Here is a 24,839-nt window from a genome sequence, read left to right as displayed (position 1 = left end):
GAGATCAAACCTTCTTCACCCTCGTAATTTAATGCCGATGAATATCGCCAATATAACGGGGAAGAAACGAAACCGGATTTCACCGGATTATAGTGAATGTAATTGATCTTCTGTCTCATTATTTTTTGAGTTGAAACCTGTTTGGGATGAAAACCCTCCTGCCACACCTGGAATTCACTGTCTTTATGATTATCCAGCTTACCTGCCTTAAGTTGGTCTAACGTCCTTGTCTTCTTGTTCGCTTTTAGATAGTTAATAATACTTCGAGCGGTATATGATTTGAACGCTCTGAGTCGGGCAGATAATGCTTTACCCTCTACAACCATATGAATGTGATTGGGCATGATAACATACCCATACAATGTTATATCATGTTCTTCTTGTACATATTTTAGTGCATCGAGTATGATTTCACAAATCTTTGTATCCATGAATAGAGGATATCCCTCAACGGTAGAACTTGTGATAAAATATGGATAGTGGTCTTCGTGAAATTTATATCGGCTTCTTCCCATGTTGACTCTATTTATTTAGTAAGAGCTGTTTTATTTGGATTCCTTACAAAATTTCTAAAAAAAGATACGTACTGGTTCCGCCGCTCCGCTGCGGAACCTCCATGTGAGGCTCTGCCTCAACGTACTTTTGACTGTGGAATAGATTTGGGATTGGAGCTTCTTTGTTTGGGCTTAGCAGTGGAGGAGTTTGGGGTAGGTTAGATCAGTAGCCTTAGCATACATCGTGAGGCAGAGCCTCGGAGGCGCATTACGGAGCGGAGCACCGTAACGAGGTTAAACCCACGCTCATATGTCTTTTTTCACGACTCTGTTATATAAATACTTCTACCAGTACCGTATCTACTGTTGAGTTATTCGTTTTTTGGCAAAATTACTGCGTTACTGAATTTCTTCTCGTTTGGCAGTGTTTGGTATCCTGTGTGGTTTGTTATCCAACTTGCAAATCGATTGAGTGGGAACCATTGTGCATCTCCTACATTTACTTGGTTATTTACCATACTCTCAAGCGGTCCGAGATCTTGTGCAGGAAGCTTTCCATGTTCCCCTCCTATAGCAACAGATTCTTGCGTATATGAATAGTATTGTCCTTGTTCAGAAGGATCTCGATTAGAGCCTGATTGTAAAAATATGTATGCATCAAAAATGTTTCCATTTCCTTCTGAATTTATTGCCACAGCCGCTCTATCATCATCCTCGCTTCGTGGAAGAATATACTGGTTTTTTTCTTGTCGGTCAAATATTTTAAGAGTGTAATCTTGTTCTATTGTGAGTGCTGGTGGTCGCGTGATTTTTGGATTTCCTACTGCGTTTACTTGTCGCGTTTCGTTTTCGTACCAGTCTTGAATTAATCCAATATCTCGCGTACTCATACTATCATGTTCTACAACGAGGTTTCCGTTTGAGTCATAATACTGCGTTTCTAAATTAACTGCAAGAATAACTTTTTGCGGTTGACCAGTAGGTGTATCAAAGACAGGAATTGCATCATTAAATGAAGTTCCATTTTGAATTCCATTTACAGTTCCATACCCGCTGTTTCCCCATGTTCGTTGCATGTCGGCAAATCGTCTTTCCATTTCGTCTCGAGTCCATTGGCCAGTTGCGTTACCAAATTCATCTCGTTTTGTAAATGGTGCAATAACTATCTCATAGCTTCCGTTTTCTGCTGGTATGATTCTGTGTTCAAATGCGTTGTTTCGTCCTCCTTCTCGGTATCCGAATCGTGCGTATTCTGCTTCCATCTCTACGCCATTAAAGGTTCCGTTTGTGCTAAACAGCGAGTCTACTGGTGTAAAGACTCCGTTTATTTTGTCTTCGAGTACGAGGTATGCGTTTGAGAGTATTTGATCTGTTACGTTGTCATGTACTGTCGCACTGAATTCTGGCAAGTTATCCATATTGATGCTTGCGCTTTGGCTTTCTTGGTTTCCTTCCTCATTTTGTGCTTCTATGGAGAACGTGTATGTTTGTGGACTGCTGATATTGTCTGTTGAACGCACTGACCATTCCCAGTCGTTGATTTGGTTTACGCTAAGTCCTGCTGACGGATTCACAATACTTGCTTGTGTTATTGTTGCGTCTGAATCAATAATTTGTTGTAAGTCTAGGATTTTTTCTTGTCGTTCTACTCCGTTAAATCCTGTTTGTGAAAATACGATGTCTGCTCGTTGCGCAATTGGTTGGTTTACACTGAATTGTTGTTGTGTGTATGGGTGGCTTGCGTCTAGTTGTAGCTGTGCTGTTATTCCTGCTGGGTCTTGGTTGCTTGTCGCAATTGTGTATACGGTGTTTGAGACTGGCGTTACGTCAAGGTTTGCGTCTTGTGGAGTTAAGCTAAAGGTTAATGGTACGTCTCCTTCTGTGTCTGAGGCTACAGCAATTCCTGATATATCTGTGTCTTGTGATGATCGCGGCCGTATTTCTGATAGTGAGTTCTGTACAAGTGTTATTGGTACTGCTTGTGGACTGAGTGTTTCTTGTGCATCTGCGCTGCTTTGTCCTTGCGCATCTGCTCGTTGCAGTCCAAGTGCGTCTGCTGCCACACTATAACTTACTGTACTGTCTTGTGGTGCGCTAAATGTTGCTGTTGCTCTTCCTTGCTGATTTGTCTGCACAGTTGCGTTTTGTCCGTTAAAATCCAGATTAAAATCCACATCTATTTCTGGATATCCTGCATCTACCGTAAGTACTCTGTCTACGAGTGGTGCGTAAATAATAACTGCTGTGCTATCAGCGGCGATCTCCCCATAAATATCCTCCACTTGCAAGATGTTGATGTAGGTGCCCTGGCTGGTAAAGGTACGTTCGATCACTTGCTCAAAATCGGTGCCTTCCGGGGTGAATTCCGTTGTAGTGGTATCGGCAGCTCCAGGCAGGACTTCTTTGAGGGTTAGTGTGGCAAGACCGTCGGAGTCATTCGCCCTAAGGGTATAGCTAACGATTTGGCCTGCCCTGGTCAGCCCAAAGGTGCTGGTAAACTGTGCCTCGGTGGTCTCGCGCTGGGTAAAGGTCGTGCTGCCCGAGGTGGTATTTTGTTCACTGCCGTCCGGGGTGTTGGATTCGGCCATTAGCTCAAAGGCACCCTCTCCTGCCTGCCCCACCATGCGTGCGATGGTGGTATCCCAGGAGGTTACCGAACCGGTAAAGGAGCGGGTTAGGTTAAAGTCTCCTTCCCCGCCGGGCAGGGCCCCGGATACCTCAACGCTAACCAAGCCATCGTTATCTGAGGCGGAATAGGTTACCGAAACTTCTCCCAGCGGAACCTCCACTTCCGCAGGGGCTGTCAGGTTCAACTGCAACGGGGCGTTTTCAGGGCCGGAACCCGAACCGGTACTGCCGCCATCTTTTTTACAGCCGTTCAACAGAAGGCACCCCAAAAGCACCATAGAAAAACCTACGAAATATGTCTTGATAATCTTCATGGCTAAGAATCTAATAAAGCAGGTCTTCCGATGCTAATTTAAAATGTACGGGCCTGTAAAGACAATCGGTCAGATGGACTTGGAGCCATCAGACCGAGAGGTAGGTTGAACAACCCCGAATTCGATCTGACGGATTACCCGTCTGATCGATGGATTAGGCTTGGGAGCCTTTATTGTTGGTTCCGCCGCTCCGCTGCGGAACCTCAATGCGAGGCTCTGCACCAAAACAGCTTGGGATAGATTAGATCAGTGCCTTGGCACACATCTTGAGGCAGAGCCTCGGTGGGGCATTACGGAGCGGAGCACCGTAACGAGGTTAAGTTGGAATGTTTTACTGGTTCCGCCGCTCCGCTGCGGAACCTCACTGCGAGGCTCTGCCTCAAAACAGCTTTGGATAGATTAGATCAGTGCCTTGGCATACATCGTGAGGCAGAGCCTCGGTGGGGCATTACGGAGCGGAGCACCGTAACGAGGTTAAGTCTAACAACCACGAACTCGATCTGACCGATAACCGGTCTGATCGATGGATTAGGCTTGGGAAGTTGGAATGTATTGTGAATAAGCTGAAGTACTGGAATTCAGCAATCGGTCAGACGGACTTTAGCCGTCAGACGGGAGGTAGATTTTTTTACTTTTCTGATTCTTGATTATACCTGCCATTTCTTATCTTCGTCCCATCACATAAGCAGGCGCCATGATCCCAAAGGAAATCCTCAAAAAAATCCGAAAGCTCGAAATTCAAACCAAGGGAATTGTTAATTCTCTATTTGGAGGTGAGTACCAGTCAGCTTTTAAAGGGCGTGGCATGGAATTTTTTGAAGTGCGGGCTTATACCTACGGGGATGACATCAGGCAGATCGACTGGAATGTGACTGCCCGTACAGGTGATCCGTTCATCAAGATATTTGAAGAAGAACGGGAACAGACCTTAATGCTCTGCATCGATATATCACAAAGTGGAACATTTGGAACCCACGAACAAAGTAAAATGGATCTGGCTATTGAGATCTGTGCAGTACTGGCTTTCAGTGCTATCAAAAACAGCGATAAAGTAGGGTTAGTTCTTTTCAGTGATCATATTGAAAAAGTAGTTCCTCCCAAAAAAGGCCGAACCCATGTACTCCGGCTCATCCGCGAAATGTACACGACCAAACCAACCGGTAAAGGCACAGATATTGCTGATGGACTATCATATATCAACCGGTTATTGGACAGACGAGCCATTGTGGTTCTAGCATCCGACTTTCAGGACAAGGATTTTGACAAACAACTCCGTATCACCAACCAAAAACACGACCTGGTGAGTATTATCATTAATGATCAGTACGAGGATGAACTGCCTGAGCTTGGTTTGGTGAAAATGAGAGATGCCGAGACCGGGGCTGAGAAGATCATAGATACCTCAAGTACCAAGGTTAGAAAGGCCTATAAGATCAACCGTATGAAGCAAAAAGCTTATTTACAGGAAATGATGCTTAAAATGAAGATCGATGCCGTTGAGGTAAAAACTAATGAGTCGTACGTCAAACCCCTGATGAATTTCTTCCAACGACGTGGTAGCCGCTACTAAGGGTGTTTAGTCTGTATTATATTACCCGTTATTCTTCCTTAATTACGGACGCTACACTTTCTGCCCTATCATTTTCCATCTTTCTTTTCAGATTCTCAACCATCTTTTCAAACTGACTTCTTTCAGATGCGTCGATCGATTTTGATGGCGGAAGATCAATATTCAACGGATTTACGGGCTGACCATTTTTATAGATCATGTAATGCAAGTGAACACCCGTTACCCGTCCGGTTTTGCCTACGTAACCGATAACTTCCCCTTGCCGGACTCTGGTGCCGGGAGTGATCCCCCTGGCAAATCCATTCAGGTGAAGATAAGCGGTCGTATATGTTCCGTTATGACGGATCTTAACAATATTTCCGTTTGCACCACGGTACTGGGCTTCTGTGACTTCCCCGTCCCCAACCGATAATACCGGAGTTCCAATTGGAGCTGCGTAATCAACTCCGTTGTGAGGCATTCGTCGCTTTAATACCGGGTGAAACCGGTTTCGGTTAAACGATGAACTGATCCTTTGTGAAAATTTAAATGGAGCCTTGAGTAAGGCTTTCTGAACCCCATTACCTTCACTATCAAAGAATCCCATGCTTTTATCACCCTCAAAATAATAAGCGTCGTACGTTCTTCCATCATGCTCAAATTCAGCTGCAAGAATATCTCCAATTCCATAAGGCTTGCCATCTACATATTGCTTCTCGTAGATCAGCTTATAGTTATCACCGGGATATAAACGAAAGAAATCGATCTGCCAGGCAAAGATCTCACTAAGCCTGTTAGCGATAAGAATATTGTTCCCTTTTTCCACAAGTGATTCATATAAAGATGAGGTAATTACTCCGGATGCAATATTGATCTCTTTTGTTACCTCTTTCTGTCCGGTTGTAACCTTAATTTCATCTCCCCATTCAAAGGTCACATAATCCAGTGCATTGTCGTGCAGAATTAACCGGTAGGGTTTTGAAGTATTTGACTCTTTGTAAACAATGTACCGCTGACCGGGTTTAACCCTGTTACTTTGAAAAACCCCTTTCGATTTATTATTGATCTCATAGATCGTTTGAGGGGACACATCAAGGTCACGCAAGATAAGATATAAACTTTGGTTACGCTTTACTCTACCCTCTTCGATCTGAGAATCGATCACATTGAAACCGTAAGAATCGAGCTGCACTTCTTCTTTGATCTCAATAACATTCTGTTCGGTAATAGTAAATTCCGGAGGAGTATCGTTACCTGTAAAATTAAGGAGCCACACAGAGCTAACCACTAAAATTAGTGTTAACGCACTGATTCCCCACTTAGACTTGATCTTTTCCTTCAACTTGTGCTGTAGATTTCTTTTGTGTATTGCAGAAAATAATAAGAATTATCAGGCTACTTTCATAAACAGATATAACCTTTTAGTTTTGTGAAATATTTACATCTCAAAGTGATATTTTCAATCCGCGTTAATCTTAAATCAGTCGTTAACACCTTAAATGAAAAAACTCCTGTTAAACCGATGTGCACCCATTCTGTTCCTTGCACTATCCATAATATTTTCAGGACACATTCAGGCTCAGTCTGTTAATACGCAAGTTGATACAGATTCTATCCAAATTGGGGACACCTTCAGTTATTCGCTGCTGCTGCAGTTAGATCAGGAATACTCAAATGTTCAGTTTCCGGATACTAACTCATTTCCCCCTACAGTTGAAGTTTTAAACAGAAAGCAGTTTAAACTTTCAGAATTCTCTGACAGCCTGATCTACGAACTTCAGTATTTTGGGAATGAAGATCTGCAGATCCCATCTCTACCGGTTTCAGTATTCAGTGAATCTGATACCACTACACTACTCACCGATCCGGTCACTATCTTTTTTAAAACCGTTGTTGCTGAGGGCGATACAACCCTCAAACCCATGAAACCAAATTATCAGTTTCCCCTTCCCTGGTGGCCATGGCTCCTTGCTTTTATCGTCTTAGCCGGATTTCTGCTATGGTGGTTTAAATTCAGAGAGGATACTAAGGAGGAAATGGAACTTGATAAACCTTCGATACCTGAGTTTTATGACCCGATCAAAGAACTCGAAAAAGATCTGCTTCGTATTAAAGAGGATACAAAAGTGGAGCAGACTAAAGATTACAAGTTATTCTACAGTCAGATCGGTGATGCACTCAGAACTTATTTTGAAGTCCTGTATAAGATTCCCGCCCTTGAATCCACTTCCGGTGAACTGATCCGGTATCTGGATGCTTACGGAGTTGATGATACCCTTGCTGAAAAGACGCGAAGTGTACTACGCAGAGCTGACCTCGTTAAATTTGCTAAATTCACCCCAACCCTTGAAGATGCCTGGAAAACCTACGATGAAGCCATTGAATTTCTGGAACGGGCTAAATTGACCGATGCTTCACGCATTGGCAGACTCAAGGCAGAGTATGATGCTAAATATCTATCTGTTAAGGAAGAAGTTGTAACAGAAAACGGAGGCACGAAATAATGGAATTTGCTGATCCATATTGGTTCTGGGCACTCATTATTGTCCCTGTTTTAGCCGGTTTATACATATATCGCTTTTTTTCGGGCAGGCAGGCTTCCCTATCCTTTTCTTCTCTTGACCAGATGAATGATCTTCCCGGAAACTGGAAGTCTCACATTCACTGGGTGCAAGCTATGTTGATCTGGACTGGACTGGTATTTCTGATCATTGCACTGGCCCGTCCTCAAGAGCGCCTGACCACGGTTGAGCGAAATGCAGAAGGGATCGATATTGTAATGGTTCTGGATATGTCGACCTCCATGCTGGCAGAAGACCTCAAACCCAACCGTTTTGAAGCTGCCCGACAGGTAGCCAAAGATTTTGTGGATAAACGGGAAACCGATCGAATTGGCCTGGTTACTTTTGCCATGAAAAGCTTTACCGTAGTACCTCCTACCCTCGATTACCGCCTCCTTAAGCAACTTATCGACGATCTGGAAATGGGAGTAATTCAGGATGGAACCGCCATTGGTATGGGTATTGCCACCGCTGTTAACCGGATGAAAGAAAGCCCGGCTGAAAGTAAAGTTATCATTCTTCTTACAGATGGTCAGAATAATGCCGGTGAGATCGACCCGGTAACCGCTGCTGATCTGGCACTAACCTACAACATTAAGATCTACACCATTGGTGCAGGAACCAGGGGTACCGCTCCATATCCTATTCAGGATCCTATCTTTGGTCAGCGTTATCAAAATGTACAGGTTAACATTGATGAGGAAATGCTGACACAGGTTGCTGAATTGACGGGTGGACGCTATTTCCGTGCCACAGACAGCGAACAACTTGAAAGTGTGTACGCTGAAATTGATGAGCTTGAGAAAACCGAAGTTGAAGAGTTGATCTACACCGATTATGAAGATAAATATCCCTTGTACCTGAGTATCTCTCTGATCCTTTTCGGGCTCTCATTCCTGATCAAAATTACAATTACACAGACTATCACTCCACTCGATTAAGTAACACTTTACTTTATTCGATCGTCGTCTTAAATAATTAAGATTACATCCTAATTGCATTCGCTTTATCTTTGTAGTCTCAAAGAAATCTATAAAGTTACCTGCACGCCTAAATGAGCATTACCTTCATTAGAGAGCAATTAAAAAAGTCGGATGTTTTCCGAAACGTCCATGAGAGAATAGAGTCAGATTCTTCTCTCACTTTAAAGAAAAGCATCGGTGCCTTAAACAGTTTTTTGATCGATGCTTTGCATTCTCATTACAAGAATATTGTTGTTTTATCCGAATCTGATGAAGGTGCCCGGTTCCTGTTTGCAGATCTGAATGCCATTTCTCCGGATAAAAAGATCATTTTATTCCCCTCCACCAATAACAAACCCTTCGACAATCAGCAGTTAAGGGATACCGCACTACTGGTACAGCGATCCGAGGCTTTACAGGAAGTCACGGATCACCCCAAAAAGATCGTGATCACTTCTTCAGAAGCAATATTTGAAAAAGTAGCACCTCCCTCCGCTTTAGATGAAGTCAGTATCCGTCTCAAAAAAGGAGATGAGATCGATCCGGAAAATTTAAGAGAGCAATTAGTTGAACAGGGTTACAATCCCGTTAAATTTGTGGATGAACCGGGTGAATTTGCCGTACGCGGAGGGATCATTGATGTATTTCCGTTTTCCGGTGAGTATCCTCTTCGCCTGGAATTTTTCGGAGATGAACTTGATACGATCCGGGAATTCGATGCAGACTCCCAGCGATCCATCGCTTTCTTGAATGAAGCGCGCATTATACCCGATCTCAGTAACCTTCCTGAAAAGACGAAAGCTGACTTTCTTTCCTATTTTGAAGATGACACACTTTTGATCACATCAGAGAGGCAGTTCATCTTATCAAAAATTGATGATCTTTACAGCAAGGCTGAAGAAGCCTATGAAGAGCATCATAACAGTGAAAACTTAGACCTACCCGAAGAACTGTTCATGTCACCCGATCTGTTCAAGCAGGAACTCGATCGGTTCAATCACACACTTTATGTAGCAGACGTTAATGCCTCAGGCAGAGATCAAAAAACGCTGACACTTGAAGCTAAACCCCAACCCGATTTTCATGGCAATTTCAAGCTGTTACGGGAGGAGATCACTAAAAATTCAGAGAGAGGGTTAACCACGATTATTCTTTGCGATAACGATGGTCAACGAGATCGGTTTGAAGAACTTTTAGGAGAAGCTTCTGACACTTTTAATTACCTCTTATCTGTAGAGACTTTGCACGAGGGCTTTATTTATCCACCGGCCGGGATCGCTGCTTTTACCGATCACCAGATCTTTAACCGGTACCACCGTCCAAAAACAAAGCGAAGAAAATTTCATGGCGGCATCTCTTTTAAAGAACTAAAGGATCTCAGTGTGGGGGATTTTGTCGTTCATGTAGACTACGGGATCGGCAAATTTCTTGGATTTAAAAAGATCCACGTAAAAAATACAGAACAGGAAGTTGTTGTTCTTCAGTATAAAGATGACTCAACGCTCTATGTAAACGTAACCAGCCTTCACAAACTGCAGAAGTATTCCGGTAAGGAAGGAACTGCACCAAGGATCACAAAACTGGGTTCCGGAGCCTGGGCCCGTAAAAAGGCTCAAACCAAAAAGAAAGTTAAGGACATCGCCCGGGAATTGATCCAGCTCTATGCGAAACGAAAGGCGCAGAAAGCCTACGATTTTTCGCCGGATAATGAATGGCAGGTGGAACTGGAGGCTAATTTTGAATATGAGGAAACCCCGGATCAATATGATGCTATTCAGTCTGTAAAAACGGATATGGAAAGTGAACACCCCATGGACCGGCTGGTTTGCGGTGATGTCGGGTTTGGAAAGACCGAAGTGGCAGTTCGTGCAGCCTTTAAGGCTGTGTTAGACCATAAGCAGGTAGCGGTTCTCGTTCCCACTACCATTTTGGCTGAACAGCATACCAAGACCTTTAAGAAACGAATGGATAAATTCCCGGTTCGTGTCGAATCGATTTCAAGATTCAGAACATCCAGGGAACAGAAAAAGGTGATCAACGATCTTGAGGATGGTGAGGTTGATATTCTGATCGGAACCCACCGCTTGCTTTCTAAAGATGTTAAATTCAAGGATCTTGGACTGATCATCATTGATGAAGAGCAACGTTTCGGTGTATCAGCTAAAGAAAAGCTGAAAAAATTTCGGGCCACCGTAGATGTTCTCACCTTAACTGCTACCCCTATCCCAAGAACCCTTCAGTTCTCGTTGATGGGTGCGCGTGACCTCAGCGTTATCAATACCCCTCCCCCCAACCGGCAACCGGTTTACACGGAAATTCACAGTTTTGATGAGGAACTGATACGTGATGCCATTCTTCAGGAAGTGTCGAGGGGCGGACAAGTATTTTTCATACATAATCGGGTAAAGAACATTGAAGAGATCGCGGAAATGGTTCGCCGTTTGGTACCTGATATCCGTGTCCGGTTTGGGCATGGTCAGATGAGCGGTTCACAGCTGGAAAAGATCATTAACGACTTCTATCAGCATAAATTTGATGTATTAGTCTCTACCAACATTGTTGAGAACGGCATCGATATTGCTAATGCAAACACCATCATCATTAATCACGCAAACCACTTTGGACTAGCTGAATTGCATCAGCTGCGTGGGCGTGTGGGGCGTTCGAACCGAAAGGCTTTTTGTTACCTGTTTACCAACCCCATTAAAACACTCACACCTGAAGCCCGAAAACGACTCCTGGCCTTGGAGGAATTCTCAGATCTTGGATCCGGATTCAACATTGCCATGCGTGATCTTGATATTCGTGGTGCCGGTGATATCTTAGGTGCGGAACAGAGTGGTTTTATCAACGATATTGGTTTCGATCTGTATACCAAGATCCTTAATGACGCGGTAAATGAACTCAAGCGTACCGAATTCAGCGATATGTTTGAAAATGTTGATATTGAGATCGAGCGACCTGAAACCACAGTAGAATTTGATGAAACGGCATTGCTTCCTCAGGACTATGTATCTGACAATGTGGAACGCTTAAATCTGTACAGGAAACTGTCTGAAGCCGATAAACCTGAGCAGATCGACGAATGGTATGAAGAGGTTAAAGACCGATTTGGCCCGGTACCTAAAGAAACAGAATATCTGGTACTTGCCAGCAAGATCAAGTTATTTGCCTCACTGAATTTCTTCACCAAAGTTACCATCCGTGCCGACAGAATGTGGTTAGTTTGCCCTAAACAAGACTCCGAAACCGGAAAGACTTTCTTTGATTCCGGTAAGTTTCAGGAGGTCCTGGAGAGCATTGAGTACATTAAGCAGGATAAATTTCAGGTCGTACAGAAAAAAGATACCGTACGTTTTGTGATACAGGATATTCCTGATATTGAAGCTGCACTTTCATTCCTAAAACAACTGAATAAAGATGAAGTCCTTGCCTGACCTGACCCCATTTGTCAACATCATTAAAGAAGGCGGAGTGGTAGCCTTCCCTACTGAAACCGTGTATGGACTTGGTGCTGATGCCCGGAATCCGGTTGCCATACAAAAAGTATTTGAGACCAAAGGTCGTCCGGTTGATAATCCACTTATTGTCCACCTGTCAGACACTAAAATGGTGCACGATTTTGCGACAGATATTCCTGAAGCAGCCAAGCTCCTAATGAAACACTTCTGGCCGGGTCCGATTACTCTCGTATTGAATAAGAAAGAGGAAATTCTTGATTCAGTCACAGCCGGTTTGCCAACCGTAGCATTAAGAATACCTTCAAATCCCCTGGCTCTTGAATTTATAAAACAAACCGGTCCACTGGTGGCCCCAAGTGCCAATCATTCTGGAAAACCAAGTCCAACACAGGCTAAGCACGTCAAAGAAGATTTTGGAGATGAGTTCCCGGTGATTGACGGAGGCATAACAAATATTGGACTGGAATCAACGGTCATAGGTTTTGAGGATGATCACATCACACTTATGCGACCGGGTAAGATCGGTGCGGATGAAATTGAAAGTGTCACAGGTTTAAAAGTCAGGTCTGATCATATGAATGAACAAGAAACTCCCAAAAGTCCCGGACAAAAGTATTCGCATTACAAACCCAAAGCTGATGTTGTTTACAAAGGTGTAAGTGCTTTTAATGATCATACTTTATATGTGATGCAAACAGCTCCTGAGGTGAAACAAAATAATGTGATCTGTTATGAAGGTGACCTGAAACAATTATCCAAAGAACTTTATGACCGGTTCAGGCAAGCAGATCAACAGGGTTATCATAGGGTTCATATAGAACCGTTTGAAGAGCATAAGGCAGAATACCCGGCTTATTACGAAGCACTGATAAACCGAATTCGGAAAACTTTGGGATAGGCAGAACGGATTTTTTTCCATTTCAGTTAAATCAGCATAGTCACAAGACTATTTTCACGTGTATTAACTGTACAAATATGGTAAACATTACCGATAATCAGTTTACCGAGTGGAACCGGGCCATTAAAAATGGTAGCAAAGAATGCTACTCAGAGTTTTTTCGTGCCTGTTACGAACACTATGTACGCTTTGCTTATCGGTATGTAAGATCCAAAGATCAGGCCTGAGACCTGGTACAAGAGGCTTTTATAAAGCTATGGAAAACCCGTGACCAATTGGATACTTCAAAATCTTTGAAGTCGTACATGTTCACCATTATCCGAAATCTTTGCCTGAATCACATTAGAGATCATAAGAATCGATTTGAATCCCTTGAGGGAAAAGAACAATCGGTTCACTCCCTGATGATTCATCAAGAACAAGATGGTTCCTCCTATATGGAGCAAACTATTGAGATCATTGAAAAACTCATTAAGAAACTTCCTGAACGGCAAAGGGAAGCCTTTGAATTGAGCCGTTTTGATGGTTTACTGCATGAAGAGATCGCTGAGGTAATGAATATCTCAGCAAGAACAGTTAATAATCATATTGTTTCCGCCAGTAATTTCCTGAGGGAAGAATATGAGGTTTACAACAGACGTGATATAGATATTGCTTTATGAATATACATGACAACAACGGCCCGGATGATAAGGACAGACATTCCTTACCTGAAGACCTCAACAATGATCTGGAAGCATATAAACGATCAGAGGATGATAAAATATCCCTGACTGATTCAGAGGTCGAAAATGCCTTAGGGAATGTACTTGGGCAGATCGAAGATGTGGAACAAGACAAGGCTGAACCAACCTCAGGCTTTAGCTTTAACTGGAAGCTAATGGCAATAGCCGCAACCATTTCATTCGTTGGAATGCTTTTCATTCTTTCCATTCCGATCAGTGTTCAAGTACCAAACGGAGAGACAGCAACAGTCAGCCTTCCGGATGGAACCGAGATCACTCTGAATAGCGGTTCTGAATTGACCTACTCAAGATTTTATAATTATCTGGGGCGGAATGTAACCCTCACAGGAGAAGGATACTTTGATGTTTACAGTGATCCTGAAGACCCGTTTACAGTAACCACGGCAAATAGTGTAGTCAAAGTATTGGGAACCGAATTTAATTTGACGGACTGGGGAGTATCATCCGGTCCAAAAGCCAAGCTTGCAGTAGCAGAAGGCTCTGTTGAGTTCACTGAATTAAAAGAGAATCGATCGCTGGTGTTAAACCAAAATGAGACTGCCGTTATAACTGAGTCATCTGAGATCACCTCTGCGTCTGCAGAGCTTGATAATATCCTGGCCTGGTTATCAAATAACATCGCATTTCAAAATGATAACTTAAACGATGCCTTTAATTTACTGGAGCGAAGATTTGATATACAGATACAACGGGATCAAGATCTCGCTCTTCAGAGTGAAAATATTACAGCCTTTTATCACCAGCCAAATGACCCGGAGTCGATCATTCAGGACATTTGTACCATTAAAGGGTTGAATTACCAAAAAATCCACAACGGTTACAGAATTTCGGCCAACTGATATGAGAGCTTTCCTTCTCATAACTGCGTTGATCTTTCTAAGTCAGCCTGTTTTTGCTCAAACATCTGAGGGAGATGACAGGTTATATTCATTAACACTCAGAAATGTTACCATAGAGGAAGCACTCAAAGAGCTATCTAATATATCGCACATCGATATCGCATATGATTCCAAGATAGACCTTCAGAACCCTGTTTACCTGAATGAGCGTGATAAACCGGTAGATGAGATCTTAAAAAAGATCCTCTCTTTCTCTGATCTGGATTATGTGATATTATCTACCGGAACGTATGTTATTACGGCTTCTCCGGTCAAAAGATCACAATATGGCAGCCTGGCCGGTTATGTTCGTGATGCCGAAACCGGCGAACCACTTGTCAATGCCAGTGTATTTATAGCGGATGCGAACGGAGCTGCAGCAACCAACAGAAATGGCTATTTCAATATTTCTTCGCTTCTATCCGGTGAGTACAAAGTACGTGCTTCCTACATAGGCTATGAAGCTGATCAGCGAACCGTTATGATCGGTCCTGATGCCGAAGGTCTCACCGTCATAGAACTGCGGCCTAAGAGTTACATGATGGAACCGCTGGTAGTAAGCAGTAATACTCCGATATTTGATTACAGAGGTAATCAAAATGGCACTTCTTACTCAAGTATTGAGAATAACTATATTGGGACAGACCGTAATGCTGTAAAATCTCTGAAGGCCTTTCCCGGGCTTACATTTTCAGCTGCACAACAAACCTTTAACATTCAGGGAAGCGACTCCAGGGATCATACTATTAAACTGGATGGAGTTCCTATTTACAACTCAACGGTTGCCGGAAATACCTTTGGTATGTTCAGCCCCTATGCGATTGACCGGGTTAATGTGTCAAAATCAGGTTTTGGAGCTGAAGTTGGCAGTGCTCTTTCCGGATTCGTGGATTTCAGTCACGATATCATTACCCCGGGAATGACACATTCAACCCTGCAAGCTGATCCCTATGCTATGAATGCAAGGGGTGAAATTCCATTTATACAGAACAATAAATGGAGATCTATGGCTGCAGCCCGGTATAATATTTGGGATATCTATGAAGCCCCGGACCTAAACTCCACCTTCGACCAATGGAATCAACTTGACCCCCTTATCCAAAATTTCATTATGGGAAGTGATAGTGATATTGCCCACTACCATTCAAGAGTACAGGATTCCGACGTGGAATTTTATGACATACATTTTGCTGTAGATCGATCGGATGATTATTCATCTACTCAACTATCTGCCTATCTGGGAAGAAGTTTTATTGATACCCGCCTGCTTTCTGAACGCCAAAATGTAGTTTCACAGCAGCCTAATTACGTGTTTTCAGAAGACCGAACCACCCAGAATACCCTGATGGTCAATTTGGACCACAATGGAATTCTGAACGCCAGATCTGACTGGTGGTTCAAAACCTACTTCACATCCTCGAAATTTCAGAATAATTATCAAATGATCGGTAATGATGAACTGGCTGCAAATGGGGTTGAGCCGAAAGAAGCATTCACCTATTTCACTGATATTCAAACCCTTAATGATGTGAGTGCAAATCAGAACTATATATCTGAATTCAGCATAGAATCCGGAATTACCTACAATCATAGCTCAAGTACTGTGTTTAAGGCCGGTATCGACCCAAAATTAGTGACGTATGATTTTACATTAAGCGATCTGTTCTACTTTCCAACCACGACTTCAAGAAACTCTTTTATTCTGAGTTCATTTGGCCAGGTTACACATAATTTGAGTAATCAGACTAAGGTGAAATTTGGTACACGAGGTACTTATTTACCCGAAAGTGAAACCTTTCATTTTGAGCCCCGGCTAACTCTTGAACATTTAAGTAATGAAACCAGGACCGGGTATCATAGCCTGAAATTTTCTACAGGAGTTTATCATCAATTTATCAATCGGTTTGACCTTGCTAGTTTTGGTCCAAGTGCACTCCTGCCTTCCTATACTTTCTGGCAGGCTAACGACCGAACCACTGAGGTTCCAAGAGCCTACCACACGGCATTTACCTGGTCAGTTTCCACATCAGATGCTTTTGTGTTTACATTAGAATCATTTTACAAATGGAAACCGGTAAACTGGCGCCTGAACTATCATGAACTCCTTAAGCCTCAGGTACTTCCCGGAAGTGAGCTGCAAGATCAAAATTCCTATTTTTCAAGATCTAAGGGTTTCGCGTATGGTGGATCTATTTCCACGAAATTCATACTTGAGGATCCCAATTTAACCCTTAGTGTGACTCACCAAGTCAATATTTCAAAGGAAAGAACGGATGATCGGTTCAATAATAGAATGGTTCACACAGAATGGAGCGAACCTTACTCTTTATCCTCATTTATAAACTGGAATGCATTCAGAAATTTCAATGCACTGGTAAATCTGGAATGGACTCCAGTCAGATATTGGGCTTATAATAAGGCATACTACGATTACCTGGGTATACATGGCGAAACAACCTTTGGCAGTTATGACCTATCCTCGCCAGAAAATGAAACCTTACCATACCACTTACAGCTGGATCTTGGCTTTAACTACTCTCTGGATCTGGGTAATGGTATGCAGCTCGAAACCAAAATAGATCTTGTGAACGTAATGGACCGAACCAATCCTGTCTTTTATACCCTTGACCCACAATTACGGTCAATAAATGATGTTACCTACAACAGAAATACCCGAACGCTTCCCGGTTTTACGCCTTCACTGGCCATAGAACTGTCTTTTTAAAATAATTTCAGAAAAGACTAGTCACCCCTCCTTTTTCATGTGTAATTGATGTGAACATTAACTTTCAAACATCGATACAAATGAAATCACATTACTATTCATCGAGATTTACATTATTTGTTGCATCGTTATTCGTACTGTCCATGACCTTCATGGCTTGCGGTGATGATAATGACGGCGGAGGCTTAGGTCCCGCACCCGAAGCTAATATTGTAGAAGTAGCCGCAGAAAATGGCAACTTCGACATATTGGTACAAGCACTTCAGGATGCCGGCTTAGCCGAGACCCTTGAACAAGAAGGGCCAATATTCACCGTATTTGCCCCAACTGACGAAGCTTTTGAAGCACTTCCAGAAGGAACGCTAGAAAATTTAACTCCAGAGCAATTAGCTGAAATACTTCAGTTCCATGTAATTAATGGAGAAATTGAATCAGGTGACCTTGCTGCATCTCAGGATGTAGAGACTCTATTAGGTGAAGAGATCCTGGTAGAGGCTGATGGTGGAGTCCTTGTAAACGGATACTCAAATGTTGTAACCGCAGACGTTGAAGCCGCCAATGGTATCATTCACGCTGTTGATGCCGTACTTCTTCCTGAAGGCTACAGAGATGCCAATGTCATTGATCAGGCTGTTGAACTCGGTAATTTCACAACTCTTGCTTCTGCCATAGAGCAGGTAGGCTTGACTTCTACCCTGAAGTATAAAGGAGACTTTACCGTATTTGCTCCAACTGATGATGCCTTTGCAGCACTTCCTGAAGGATTACTGGGAATTCTTTCTGATGCTCAGTTAACTGAGATCCTGACTTACCATGTGTTATCAGGTGAAGTATTTGCAGGTGACTTAACTGCAGAGCAAGCCGCTGCCAGCCTTGAAGGTGGAGAGATCTTCATCACAAGTGATGGTACCAATGTAACCGTAAACGGTGCAGCCTCAGTTGTTGCTGCAGATGTTGACGTATCAAACGGTGTGATCCATGCCATTGATCAGGTTATTCTGCCGGATGCATACGGAACCGTTGTTGATGCCGCTTCAAAACGCTACAATTTTGAGACGCTCGTTAGTGCAGTTGTGGATGCCGGTTTAGCTGGAGCTTTGAGTGATACCGATGCAAACTACACAGTATTTGCACCAACTGATGAAGCATTTGCTGCAGTTGAAAGTATTGTAAATTCATTGTCACCTCAGCAATTAGCGACAGTACTAAGCTACCATGTACTGCCTGTAGAAGTGGCTTCCGGTGATCTTGCAGCAGAACAAGCTCCTGCCTCACTGACTGACGAAGCTGTTTATGTAACTGCATCCGAAAATGGAGTGATGGTAAATGGATCAGCCAGCGTTGTTGAAGCTGATATTGCAACCAACAACGGTACTATTCATGCCATCGATGAAGTCATTCTTCCAAATGAATTCCTGAACATCGTTCAGATCGCATCTAAGAATTATGACTTAAGTACATTAGTTACTTTAGTGGCTGACAATGGTTTAGTACCAACTCTGGAAGGTAATGGTCCCTTTACAGTATTCGCACCAACAAATGCGGCTTTTGAGGCTGTAAGTGAGACCCTCGGAACACTTTCAGCTGCTCAGGTTGAAGAAGTACTTACATACCACGTTGCTGCTCAAGAGATCATGTCAGGTGATCTGCCTGCACCGGGTAACTCTACAACTGTACCTACTGTACAAGGTGAAGATATAACAGTGGAAGTTGAAGCAGAAGGTGCTGTAACCCTGAATGGTTCTGTAAACGTGACTACTGTGGATCTACAGGGAACAAATGGTGTTATTCACATCATTGATGGAGTTCTACTGCCACCAAGTTACACTGCAAACTAAGATCTTGTTTACGACTTTAGAATCTAAAGTCAAATTTGATCCAAAAAGAAAAGCCTGCTCATGTATTGAGCAGGCTTTTTCTATTTGTAGTAATATTAATGGGAGTTATTTCTCATCTCCAAACACTGAGAATGTCTGATCAGGCCTCATGGCTAATACCGTTTCAACCATGATTTCAATAAGCTTCTCAACATCATTCATCGAAACCAGCTCAACCGGTGAGTGCATATACCGAAGTGGAGTTGAAAGCAAAGCACTTGGAATACCCGTCTGTTGATAGAATATACTATCGGTATCCGTTCCGGTTCTCACACTGGTGGCTTCGTGCTGAACATCGATCTTATGTTTGGCACATACGTCTTCAATGAATTCCACCACTTTAGGATGATTGGCTCCCCCGTGCTGAACGGTCGGCCCTTTGCCTAACTCAACCGTTCCATGTTCTTTTTGGTCGATGCCGGGAGTATCTGTAGCATGAGTCACATCCGTAACCAGGGCAACATCCGGCATGAAGCGATAGCTCATCATGCGGGCACCGAATCCCCCTACCTCTTCCTGTACAGAGTTCAATGCGATCACATTCACTTTAAGATCTTTCTTTCGTTTGCTGATTCTCTTAAGTGCTTCGGCGATCACATATCCTCCAATTCGGTTATCCAAAGCCCGGGCAGATAGCAGATCATCATTCAAAAATTCAGTATCCGTAGCATATGTGATCGGGTCTCCAACCTGAACCAGCTCAAGGGCCTCTTCTTTGGAAGTTACACCGATGTCAACGTAGATATCCTTCCATGCAGGTTGTTTGCCCCCACCGTTTTTATTGTCCTGTAGGTGAATGGCCGTATTTCCGGTGATTCCTACTACGCGTCCCCTTTTGTTATGAATATATACTTTTTTGGCGCGCGCAATGGTAGAATCACTCCCCCCCAGTTTATTGATGTAAATAAACCCCTGTTCATTGATATGTTGTACCACCATTCCGATCTCATCACAATGGGCTTCAAGCATTACAGTGGCTACATCACCACTCATATTGATCTTTGCAGCACACGAACCGTAGGCATCCGTTACTACTTCATCAGCAAACTGATCTACATACTCTTTCCACACCCTCACACCTTCTTTTTCGTATCCCGTCGGACTGGGAGTGATCAGTAGTTCTTCTAAAAAATCTCGTTCGTTTTTCTTACTCATCTACTTATTTATTTGGTTAAATTTCTTTCAGATAAATATAACAATTATAAAGGGCAGTTTACGACAATTGTAATACCATTGAAGATATAAGCCTTTTGAGTAAATCATTTTAAATTCATGTTCAGACCCAAATACGAAAAGAACCAATTCTATCACTGGAAGGAGATCCCCGTTCGCTTCAGAGATCTTGATCCACTCAATCATGTCAACAATGCTTTGTTTAACACCTACCTGGAAGAAGCCCGTATCAGCTTTTTGGGTGAGGTTGGAAAAATGCAGAGTGAATTCACTGACGGCAAAACATTCGTGCTTGTAAAATCCACGATCGAATATCTGAATCAGATCAAATACCCTTCAAGTGTTTTGGTTGGAACCGGTGTGGGTACGATAGGAAATTCAAGTATCACAGCTCTACAGGCCATTTATAACAGTAAAACAAAAGAATTGCTTTGTGTAGCCGAAACTAAGGGAGTATGGTTCGATATCACCAATCAAAGACCCACCCGTTTGCCTGAGATCGAAAATATCGAACAGATGATGGTAGATGATGAATTTTAGTTTACAGTCCACACATTACTCATCACGTTTATGTGACTAATTTTAAATATCTTGAGGCCGCATTTAACCCAATTTCTTAATGATCAATGGATAAAAGCACCCGTTATAAAATATTCAACGACCCCGTACACGGATTCATTACGGTTCCAAAAGGTCCGATCCTAAAGCTTATTGATCATCCCTATGTTCAGCGACTCAGGCGCATTCGCCAGCTTGGCCTGGGGTATCTTGTATTCCCTGCGGCTGAACACTCCCGGTTTTCACATGCTTTGGGTGCACTCGAACTTGGGCAAAGAGTACTCAACAATCTTAAAGAAAAAGACACTACCATTAGTCAGCCGGAATATGAAGGCACCCTGATGGCTATTTTACTTCATGATGTTGGGCACGGGCCCCTTTCACACACGCTTGAGCATTCACTCATCAAAGATTTCAATCACGAAATGATGAGTCTCGCTATCATGAAAAAACTGAATCAGGAATTTGACGGGGCTTTGGATACGGCTGTTTCCATTTTCATTGATCAGTACAAAAAGAAATTTTTACATCAGCTAATCTCTTCCCAACTGGATCTCGATAGATTGGATTACCTTAGAAGAGACAGCTTTTTTACAGGGGTTTCTGAAGGTTCTGTGGGAATCAACCGCATCCTGAAGACCATGCGTGTGTTTAAGGGTAATATTGTGATAGAGAGAAAAGGCATCTATGCTATTGAAAATTACATCATTTCAAGGCGATTGATGTATATGCAGGTTTATCAGCATAAAACAGTTCTGGGAGCCGATTTTTTACTTAAGAAGATCTTTGATCGGGTTAGGCATTTGATAGACTCCGGCTCCGAGTTGAATTTTGCTTCCCCTGCCCTGCAATATTTCATGGAGGAACAGCCTTCCGCAAAAAAAACGATTTCAGCCAAAATGATCGAACAGTACACCCAACTGGATGATCATGATATTTACCTTTCTATCAAGCTTTGGCTCAATCATCCGGATAAAGTGTTATCTGATCTGTGTTTCAGGTTTTTGAACCGGGGATTGTTTCGAACCACTTTCTCAGAACGAAAATTTAGTCAGGCTTCTGTTAAGAAGATCAAAGACCGTACCCTGAAACAGCTGAAAAAGAATAAGATCCCCGAGCCTGAGAAAAATCTTGAATACTACCTGGGGTTTGAAAATAGCTATTCAGAAGCCTATAAATACAAAAACGAAAGCATCTGGATCCTGGAAGATGAGAAAGCCATTGAGTTCTCAAAGGCAGCAGAAACCAAAAATATTATTGCGCTGACTGAACCTGTGATCAAGCATTACTGTGTGCACCTTAAAGAGGTTGATGCCGTTGTCTAAGCTTTAGAAGCAGCTTTCAGATTTTGTTCCGGTACCGGGAGAAACATAGCGATCTTTCTGATCAATTCTTCTTCCCGGAAGGGTTTCTGAATATACTCTGAAAAGCCTTTGTCTATCAGATCATTTCGGCTACCTGCGTGCCCTCCGGCGGTGATAGCTATAATAGGTAACTGAGCTTCTTCGTCATCAGTTAGTTCCCGAATTTGATTCATGGCATCCACTCCATTCATGACCGGCATAGAAATATCCATCAACACCACATCAGGTTTGTGCTCACAGTATTGCTCTACGGCTTCTTTGCCATTTTCAGCTTCTGATGTAGTAAAATTGCGCGTTTCAAGAATGATCCTGGCGAGTGTCCGATTCATAGCCAGATCATCCACGATCAAAGCTTTCGGGGGTGATTGCATAGAAGCTGCTGCCTTGATCGGGGCATGGTCTTTTTTTACCAAACTCATGGTACTCTGTTTGACCGGAATAGTTACCTCAACAGTTGTACCCTTTCCTACTTCACTATCTATTTGAATGGTTCCACCCATCAGGGTGATCAATCTTTTACAGGTAGCCATACCAAATCCCTTATAAACCTCAGAAGTCGAACGGTCGTGTCTGAGTGGCTGATAAATATGTTCCAGATCTGAACTTTCCATACCAATTCCGGTATCTGTTATTGTAATATTCAATGACTCTGATTCATCCTCAATATGTGACAGATCCAGTATGACCGCTCCCTTTTCTGTAAATTTAAAGGCATTATTGAGCAGAATAAACAGCACTGAGTTGATCTTTTCCCGATCACCAATAAATGACTTACCTGATAACGAATTACTGTTGATATCAAAACCAAGACCTTTCATCTCGGCCGTATCACTAAATTCTTTCTTGATGTCCCGGATCAGAGCTTCAGACTCAAAGATCTCATTTTGCAGTTTTACCTTTCCGCTATCAATATTAGACAATTCAATGATATCATTTATAATATGAAGCAGCTGTTGCCCGCCTTTCGTTATATTTTTGATATGCGACTTTTGTTCTTCAGTCAGGTTATCTGCCTTATCCAAAATTTCTGAATATCCAATAATGGCATTGAGTGGTGTACGCAGCTCGTGGGAAAGTGCTTCAACCATGCCTGAAAGCTGAGTGTCTTTATTCATAATAATTGATCTCTCCTGATGACACTGTTGGCTGTCCGGATCTCTTTAAATTTGATATAACATGATAGTCCGGTCTCATTTTGGTGAATGATATCTTATTTGATAAAGCCAACTTAGCGTATTTTTATGTCCTGTAAATGGTAAGCCAAATTTACCGAACGTCCTCCCCTAAAGCAGGTTAGGCTTTCTTAATTAGGGTTTACTAATTTTAAACCCGGTGGTAGGTCACAAAAGATAGATCCTCGTGGTCTTCTCTCTCTGTCTCTTTCCATGTGGAACCGATCTCATCTCTGTATTCGGGAAAATAGGTATCCCCCTCATATTCCTTGTGTATTTCAGTGATGATCATTTTATCGGCCATATCGATCGTATCCCGATACAACACGCCGCCACCAATAATAAATACTTCCTCCTCTTCATTCTTTGCTTCTAAGGCCTTAGCTAAGGAGGTATAGGTACTCACATTATCATACGTCTTAGTGGTGCTTAGAACAATGTTTGTACGTCCGGGCAGCGGAATTTCATTAAGTTCCTCGAACACTCCCCTTCCCATGATGATCGTATGGTCCAGAGTCGTTCTTTTGAAGTGCTTTAAGTCCTCAGAATATCGCCAGGGTAATCCGCCTTCTTTACCGATCACCAGGTTTGGATCGTGGGCTGCAACAATCGTTACGATCATACAGCAACCTCAAACTTGATCACCGGATCAGGATCATAGTTTTCTAAGGTGAAATCTTCGAAAGTGAGTTCGTCAACCGGCTTTTTGGCAATTTTAAGAGTTGGCAGGGCTTTGGTTTTACGCTTTAACTGCTCTTTTAACCCATCAACGTGATTCACGTAAATATGTGCATCTACAATAGTATGGGCAAAAGTACCCGGTTCCAGTCCAACTTCCTGCGCTATGGCCATAGTCAGAGCTGAATAACACGCCATATTGAAAGGGATCCCCAATGCGATGTCTCCGGAACGCTGTGTCAGGTGACAGTTGAGCTTTCCATCCTGAACATTAAAAATATACATGATATGGCATGGAGGCAGCGCCATTTCTTTAAGTAATCCCGGATGCCAGGCACTGACCACGATCCTGCGGCTGTTGGGATTTTCTTTCAGCATATCGATGGCACGCTGTACCTGATCGAATTCCTGACGAACCCAGCAATCCTTATCAATGGCGGACCCATTCCCTTCAAAACGCACCGATTCTTTTTCAAAATAAGGGAAACGGCGCCAGAGTACCGGGTAAATGGGGCCAACATGACCGTCTTCATCCGCCCAGGCATCCCAGATATGTACATCATTTTCATCCCGCAGCCATCGGATATGATCCTCTCCCCTTAAATACCATAACAGTTCCATGATCACTGACTTGAAATACACTTTTTTGGTAGTCAGCAATGGAAACCCCTCTGACAGATCCACTTTATAGAATTCAGAGAAATTTGAGATGGTATCTGTTCCGGTTCTGTTTTCCTTTCTTACTCCATTCTCAAGAACATTTCGGACAAGATCATGGTATTGTTTCATAAGACTGTAATA

19 protein-coding genes are annotated in these 24,839 nt (G+C 42.8%); 12 read left to right on the top strand and 7 right to left on the bottom strand.

What is annotated here, in order from left to right:
- Together C3B73_RS00995 and C3B73_RS00990 are read right to left on the bottom strand one after the other, a co-directional pair.
- A partial coding sequence (locus C3B73_RS00995) for an REP-associated tyrosine transposase (protein ID WP_103663771.1) occupies positions 1-515 on the bottom strand: 515 nt, incomplete at its 3' end.
- Between the two features lie 350 nt (positions 516-865).
- Positions 866-3,436 carry a hypothetical protein gene (locus tag C3B73_RS00990; protein ID WP_103663770.1) on the bottom strand — a complete coding sequence of 857 codons (2,571 nt, stop codon included), beginning with the start codon at positions 3,434-3,436 and terminating at the stop codon, positions 866-868.
- A gap of 694 nt (positions 3,437-4,130) precedes the next feature.
- Between C3B73_RS00990 and C3B73_RS00985 the strand changes: the two genes are divergently transcribed.
- Positions 4,131-5,006, top strand: coding sequence for a DUF58 domain-containing protein (locus tag C3B73_RS00985; RefSeq protein ID WP_103663769.1), 876 nt, complete (start codon positions 4,131-4,133; stop codon positions 5,004-5,006).
- Positions 5,007-5,034: 28 nt separating this feature from the next.
- Here C3B73_RS00985 and C3B73_RS00980 read toward each other — a convergent pair whose 3' ends face one another.
- The gene (locus C3B73_RS00980) at positions 5,035-6,327 is read right to left on the bottom strand and encodes a peptidoglycan DD-metalloendopeptidase family protein (protein ID WP_232802898.1); all 1,293 of its coding nucleotides are present in this window, start codon (positions 6,325-6,327) and stop codon (positions 5,035-5,037) included.
- A gap of 157 nt (positions 6,328-6,484) precedes the next feature.
- Between C3B73_RS00980 and C3B73_RS00975 the strand changes: the two genes are divergently transcribed.
- The 9 genes from C3B73_RS00975 to C3B73_RS00940 all read left to right on the top strand — a co-directional run bounded on the left by C3B73_RS00975 (position 6,485) and on the right by C3B73_RS00940 (position 19,054).
- Positions 6,485-7,489 carry a hypothetical protein gene (locus C3B73_RS00975; protein WP_103663768.1) on the top strand — a complete coding sequence of 335 codons (1,005 nt, stop codon included), beginning with the start codon at positions 6,485-6,487 and terminating at the stop codon, positions 7,487-7,489.
- On the top strand, positions 7,489-8,487 hold the full coding sequence (locus C3B73_RS00970; RefSeq protein ID WP_103663767.1) for a vWA domain-containing protein: 999 nt from the start codon (positions 7,489-7,491) through the stop codon (positions 8,485-8,487). The genes C3B73_RS00975 and C3B73_RS00970 overlap by 1 nt, the downstream gene beginning before the upstream one ends.
- 113 nt (positions 8,488-8,600) lie before the next feature.
- Complete coding sequence (mfd, locus tag C3B73_RS00965) at positions 8,601-11,945, top strand: transcription-repair coupling factor (RefSeq protein ID WP_103663766.1); 3,345 nt, start codon at positions 8,601-8,603, stop codon at positions 11,943-11,945.
- Positions 11,929-12,867 (top strand): L-threonylcarbamoyladenylate synthase, encoded by a 939-nt coding sequence (locus C3B73_RS00960; protein ID WP_103663765.1) that lies wholly within the window; start codon positions 11,929-11,931, stop codon positions 12,865-12,867. The genes mfd and C3B73_RS00960 overlap by 17 nt, the downstream gene beginning before the upstream one ends.
- A gap of 77 nt (positions 12,868-12,944) precedes the next feature.
- On the top strand, positions 12,945-13,094 hold the full coding sequence (locus tag C3B73_RS13885; RefSeq protein WP_157939382.1) for a hypothetical protein: 150 nt from the start codon (positions 12,945-12,947) through the stop codon (positions 13,092-13,094).
- A 3-nt stretch (positions 13,095-13,097) separates the two neighbouring features.
- Complete coding sequence (locus C3B73_RS00955; RefSeq protein WP_103663764.1) at positions 13,098-13,529, top strand: sigma-70 family RNA polymerase sigma factor; 432 nt, start codon at positions 13,098-13,100, stop codon at positions 13,527-13,529.
- Positions 13,526-14,452: a FecR family protein gene (locus C3B73_RS00950; RefSeq protein ID WP_103663763.1), complete on the top strand. Its 927-nt coding sequence runs from the start codon at positions 13,526-13,528 to the stop codon at positions 14,450-14,452. Before C3B73_RS00955 ends, C3B73_RS00950 begins: the two co-directional genes overlap by 4 nt.
- Before the next feature lies 1 nt (position 14,453).
- Positions 14,454-17,216 carry a carboxypeptidase-like regulatory domain-containing protein gene (locus C3B73_RS00945; protein ID WP_103663762.1) on the top strand — a complete coding sequence of 921 codons (2,763 nt, stop codon included), beginning with the start codon at positions 14,454-14,456 and terminating at the stop codon, positions 17,214-17,216.
- Positions 17,217-17,296: 80 nt separating this feature from the next.
- The gene (locus C3B73_RS00940; RefSeq protein ID WP_103663761.1) at positions 17,297-19,054 is read left to right on the top strand and encodes a fasciclin domain-containing protein; all 1,758 of its coding nucleotides are present in this window, start codon (positions 17,297-17,299) and stop codon (positions 19,052-19,054) included.
- Positions 19,055-19,159: 105 nt separating this feature from the next.
- Here the strand turns inward: C3B73_RS00940 and C3B73_RS00935 are convergent, their stop codons facing one another.
- Positions 19,160-20,248 (bottom strand): M42 family metallopeptidase, encoded by a 1,089-nt coding sequence (locus C3B73_RS00935; protein WP_103663760.1) that lies wholly within the window; start codon positions 20,246-20,248, stop codon positions 19,160-19,162.
- A 117-nt stretch (positions 20,249-20,365) separates the two neighbouring features.
- Here C3B73_RS00935 and C3B73_RS00930 point away from each other — a divergent pair, with 117 nt between their 5' ends.
- Together C3B73_RS00930 and C3B73_RS00925 are read left to right on the top strand one after the other, a co-directional pair.
- The gene (locus tag C3B73_RS00930) at positions 20,366-20,806 is read left to right on the top strand and encodes an acyl-CoA thioesterase (RefSeq protein ID WP_103663759.1); all 441 of its coding nucleotides are present in this window, start codon (positions 20,366-20,368) and stop codon (positions 20,804-20,806) included.
- A gap of 86 nt (positions 20,807-20,892) precedes the next feature.
- A complete protein-coding gene (locus tag C3B73_RS00925) occupies positions 20,893-22,149 on the top strand; it encodes an HD domain-containing protein (RefSeq protein WP_103663758.1) in 1,257 nt (418 codons plus the stop codon).
- Here the strand turns inward: C3B73_RS00925 and C3B73_RS00920 are convergent.
- From C3B73_RS00920 to C3B73_RS00910, 3 genes are all read right to left on the bottom strand, one after another.
- Positions 22,146-23,303 carry an ATP-binding response regulator gene (locus tag C3B73_RS00920; protein WP_103663757.1) on the bottom strand — a complete coding sequence of 386 codons (1,158 nt, stop codon included), beginning with the start codon at positions 23,301-23,303 and terminating at the stop codon, positions 22,146-22,148. The genes C3B73_RS00925 and C3B73_RS00920 overlap by 4 nt on opposite strands.
- A 208-nt stretch (positions 23,304-23,511) precedes the next feature.
- Positions 23,512-23,982, bottom strand: a complete 471-nt coding sequence (locus C3B73_RS00915; RefSeq protein ID WP_103663756.1) for a dihydrofolate reductase — start codon at positions 23,980-23,982, stop codon at positions 23,512-23,514.
- Positions 23,979-24,827, bottom strand: coding sequence for a thymidylate synthase (locus C3B73_RS00910; protein WP_103663755.1), 849 nt, complete (start codon positions 24,825-24,827; stop codon positions 23,979-23,981). The genes C3B73_RS00915 and C3B73_RS00910 overlap by 4 nt, the downstream gene beginning before the upstream one ends.
- Between the last annotated feature and the right edge of the window lie 12 nt (positions 24,828-24,839).

Source organism: Gracilimonas amylolytica, assembly GCF_002911695.1.
Lineage (GTDB): Bacteria > Bacteroidota > Rhodothermia > Balneolales > Balneolaceae > Gracilimonas > Gracilimonas amylolytica.
Note: the sequence above shows the minus strand (reverse complement) of the source record. Positions and strands in the feature narration are given on the sequence as shown.

What these genes read in the sequence shown, in the direction of transcription:
- C3B73_RS00920 (WP_103663757.1), bottom strand. Translation starts at nt 23,303, where the DNA reads ATGAATAAAGACACTCAGCTTTCAGGCATGGTTGAAGCACTTTCCCAC.
- C3B73_RS00925 (WP_103663758.1), top strand. Translation starts at nt 20,893, where the DNA reads ATGGATAAAAGCACCCGTTATAAAATATTCAACGACCCCGTACACGGA.
- C3B73_RS00910 (WP_103663755.1), bottom strand. Translation starts at nt 24,827, where the DNA reads ATGAAACAATACCATGATCTTGTCCGAAATGTTCTTGAGAATGGAGTA.
- C3B73_RS00945 (WP_103663762.1), top strand. Translation starts at nt 14,454, where the DNA reads ATGAGAGCTTTCCTTCTCATAACTGCGTTGATCTTTCTAAGTCAGCCT.
- C3B73_RS00975 (WP_103663768.1), top strand. Translation starts at nt 6,485, where the DNA reads ATGAAAAAACTCCTGTTAAACCGATGTGCACCCATTCTGTTCCTTGCA.
- C3B73_RS00970 (WP_103663767.1), top strand. Translation starts at nt 7,489, where the DNA reads ATGGAATTTGCTGATCCATATTGGTTCTGGGCACTCATTATTGTCCCT.
- C3B73_RS00960 (WP_103663765.1), top strand. Translation starts at nt 11,929, where the DNA reads ATGAAGTCCTTGCCTGACCTGACCCCATTTGTCAACATCATTAAAGAA.
- C3B73_RS00985 (WP_103663769.1), top strand. Translation starts at nt 4,131, where the DNA reads ATGATCCCAAAGGAAATCCTCAAAAAAATCCGAAAGCTCGAAATTCAA.
- mfd (WP_103663766.1), top strand. Translation starts at nt 8,601, where the DNA reads ATGAGCATTACCTTCATTAGAGAGCAATTAAAAAAGTCGGATGTTTTC.
- C3B73_RS00950 (WP_103663763.1), top strand. Translation starts at nt 13,526, where the DNA reads ATGAATATACATGACAACAACGGCCCGGATGATAAGGACAGACATTCC.
- C3B73_RS13885 (WP_157939382.1), top strand. Translation starts at nt 12,945, where the DNA reads ATGGTAAACATTACCGATAATCAGTTTACCGAGTGGAACCGGGCCATT.
- C3B73_RS00930 (WP_103663759.1), top strand. Translation starts at nt 20,366, where the DNA reads ATGTTCAGACCCAAATACGAAAAGAACCAATTCTATCACTGGAAGGAG.
- C3B73_RS00935 (WP_103663760.1), bottom strand. Translation starts at nt 20,248, where the DNA reads ATGAGTAAGAAAAACGAACGAGATTTTTTAGAAGAACTACTGATCACT.
- C3B73_RS00915 (WP_103663756.1), bottom strand. Translation starts at nt 23,982, where the DNA reads ATGATCGTAACGATTGTTGCAGCCCACGATCCAAACCTGGTGATCGGT.
- C3B73_RS00940 (WP_103663761.1), top strand. Translation starts at nt 17,297, where the DNA reads ATGAAATCACATTACTATTCATCGAGATTTACATTATTTGTTGCATCG.
- C3B73_RS00990 (WP_103663770.1), bottom strand. Translation starts at nt 3,436, where the DNA reads ATGAAGATTATCAAGACATATTTCGTAGGTTTTTCTATGGTGCTTTTG.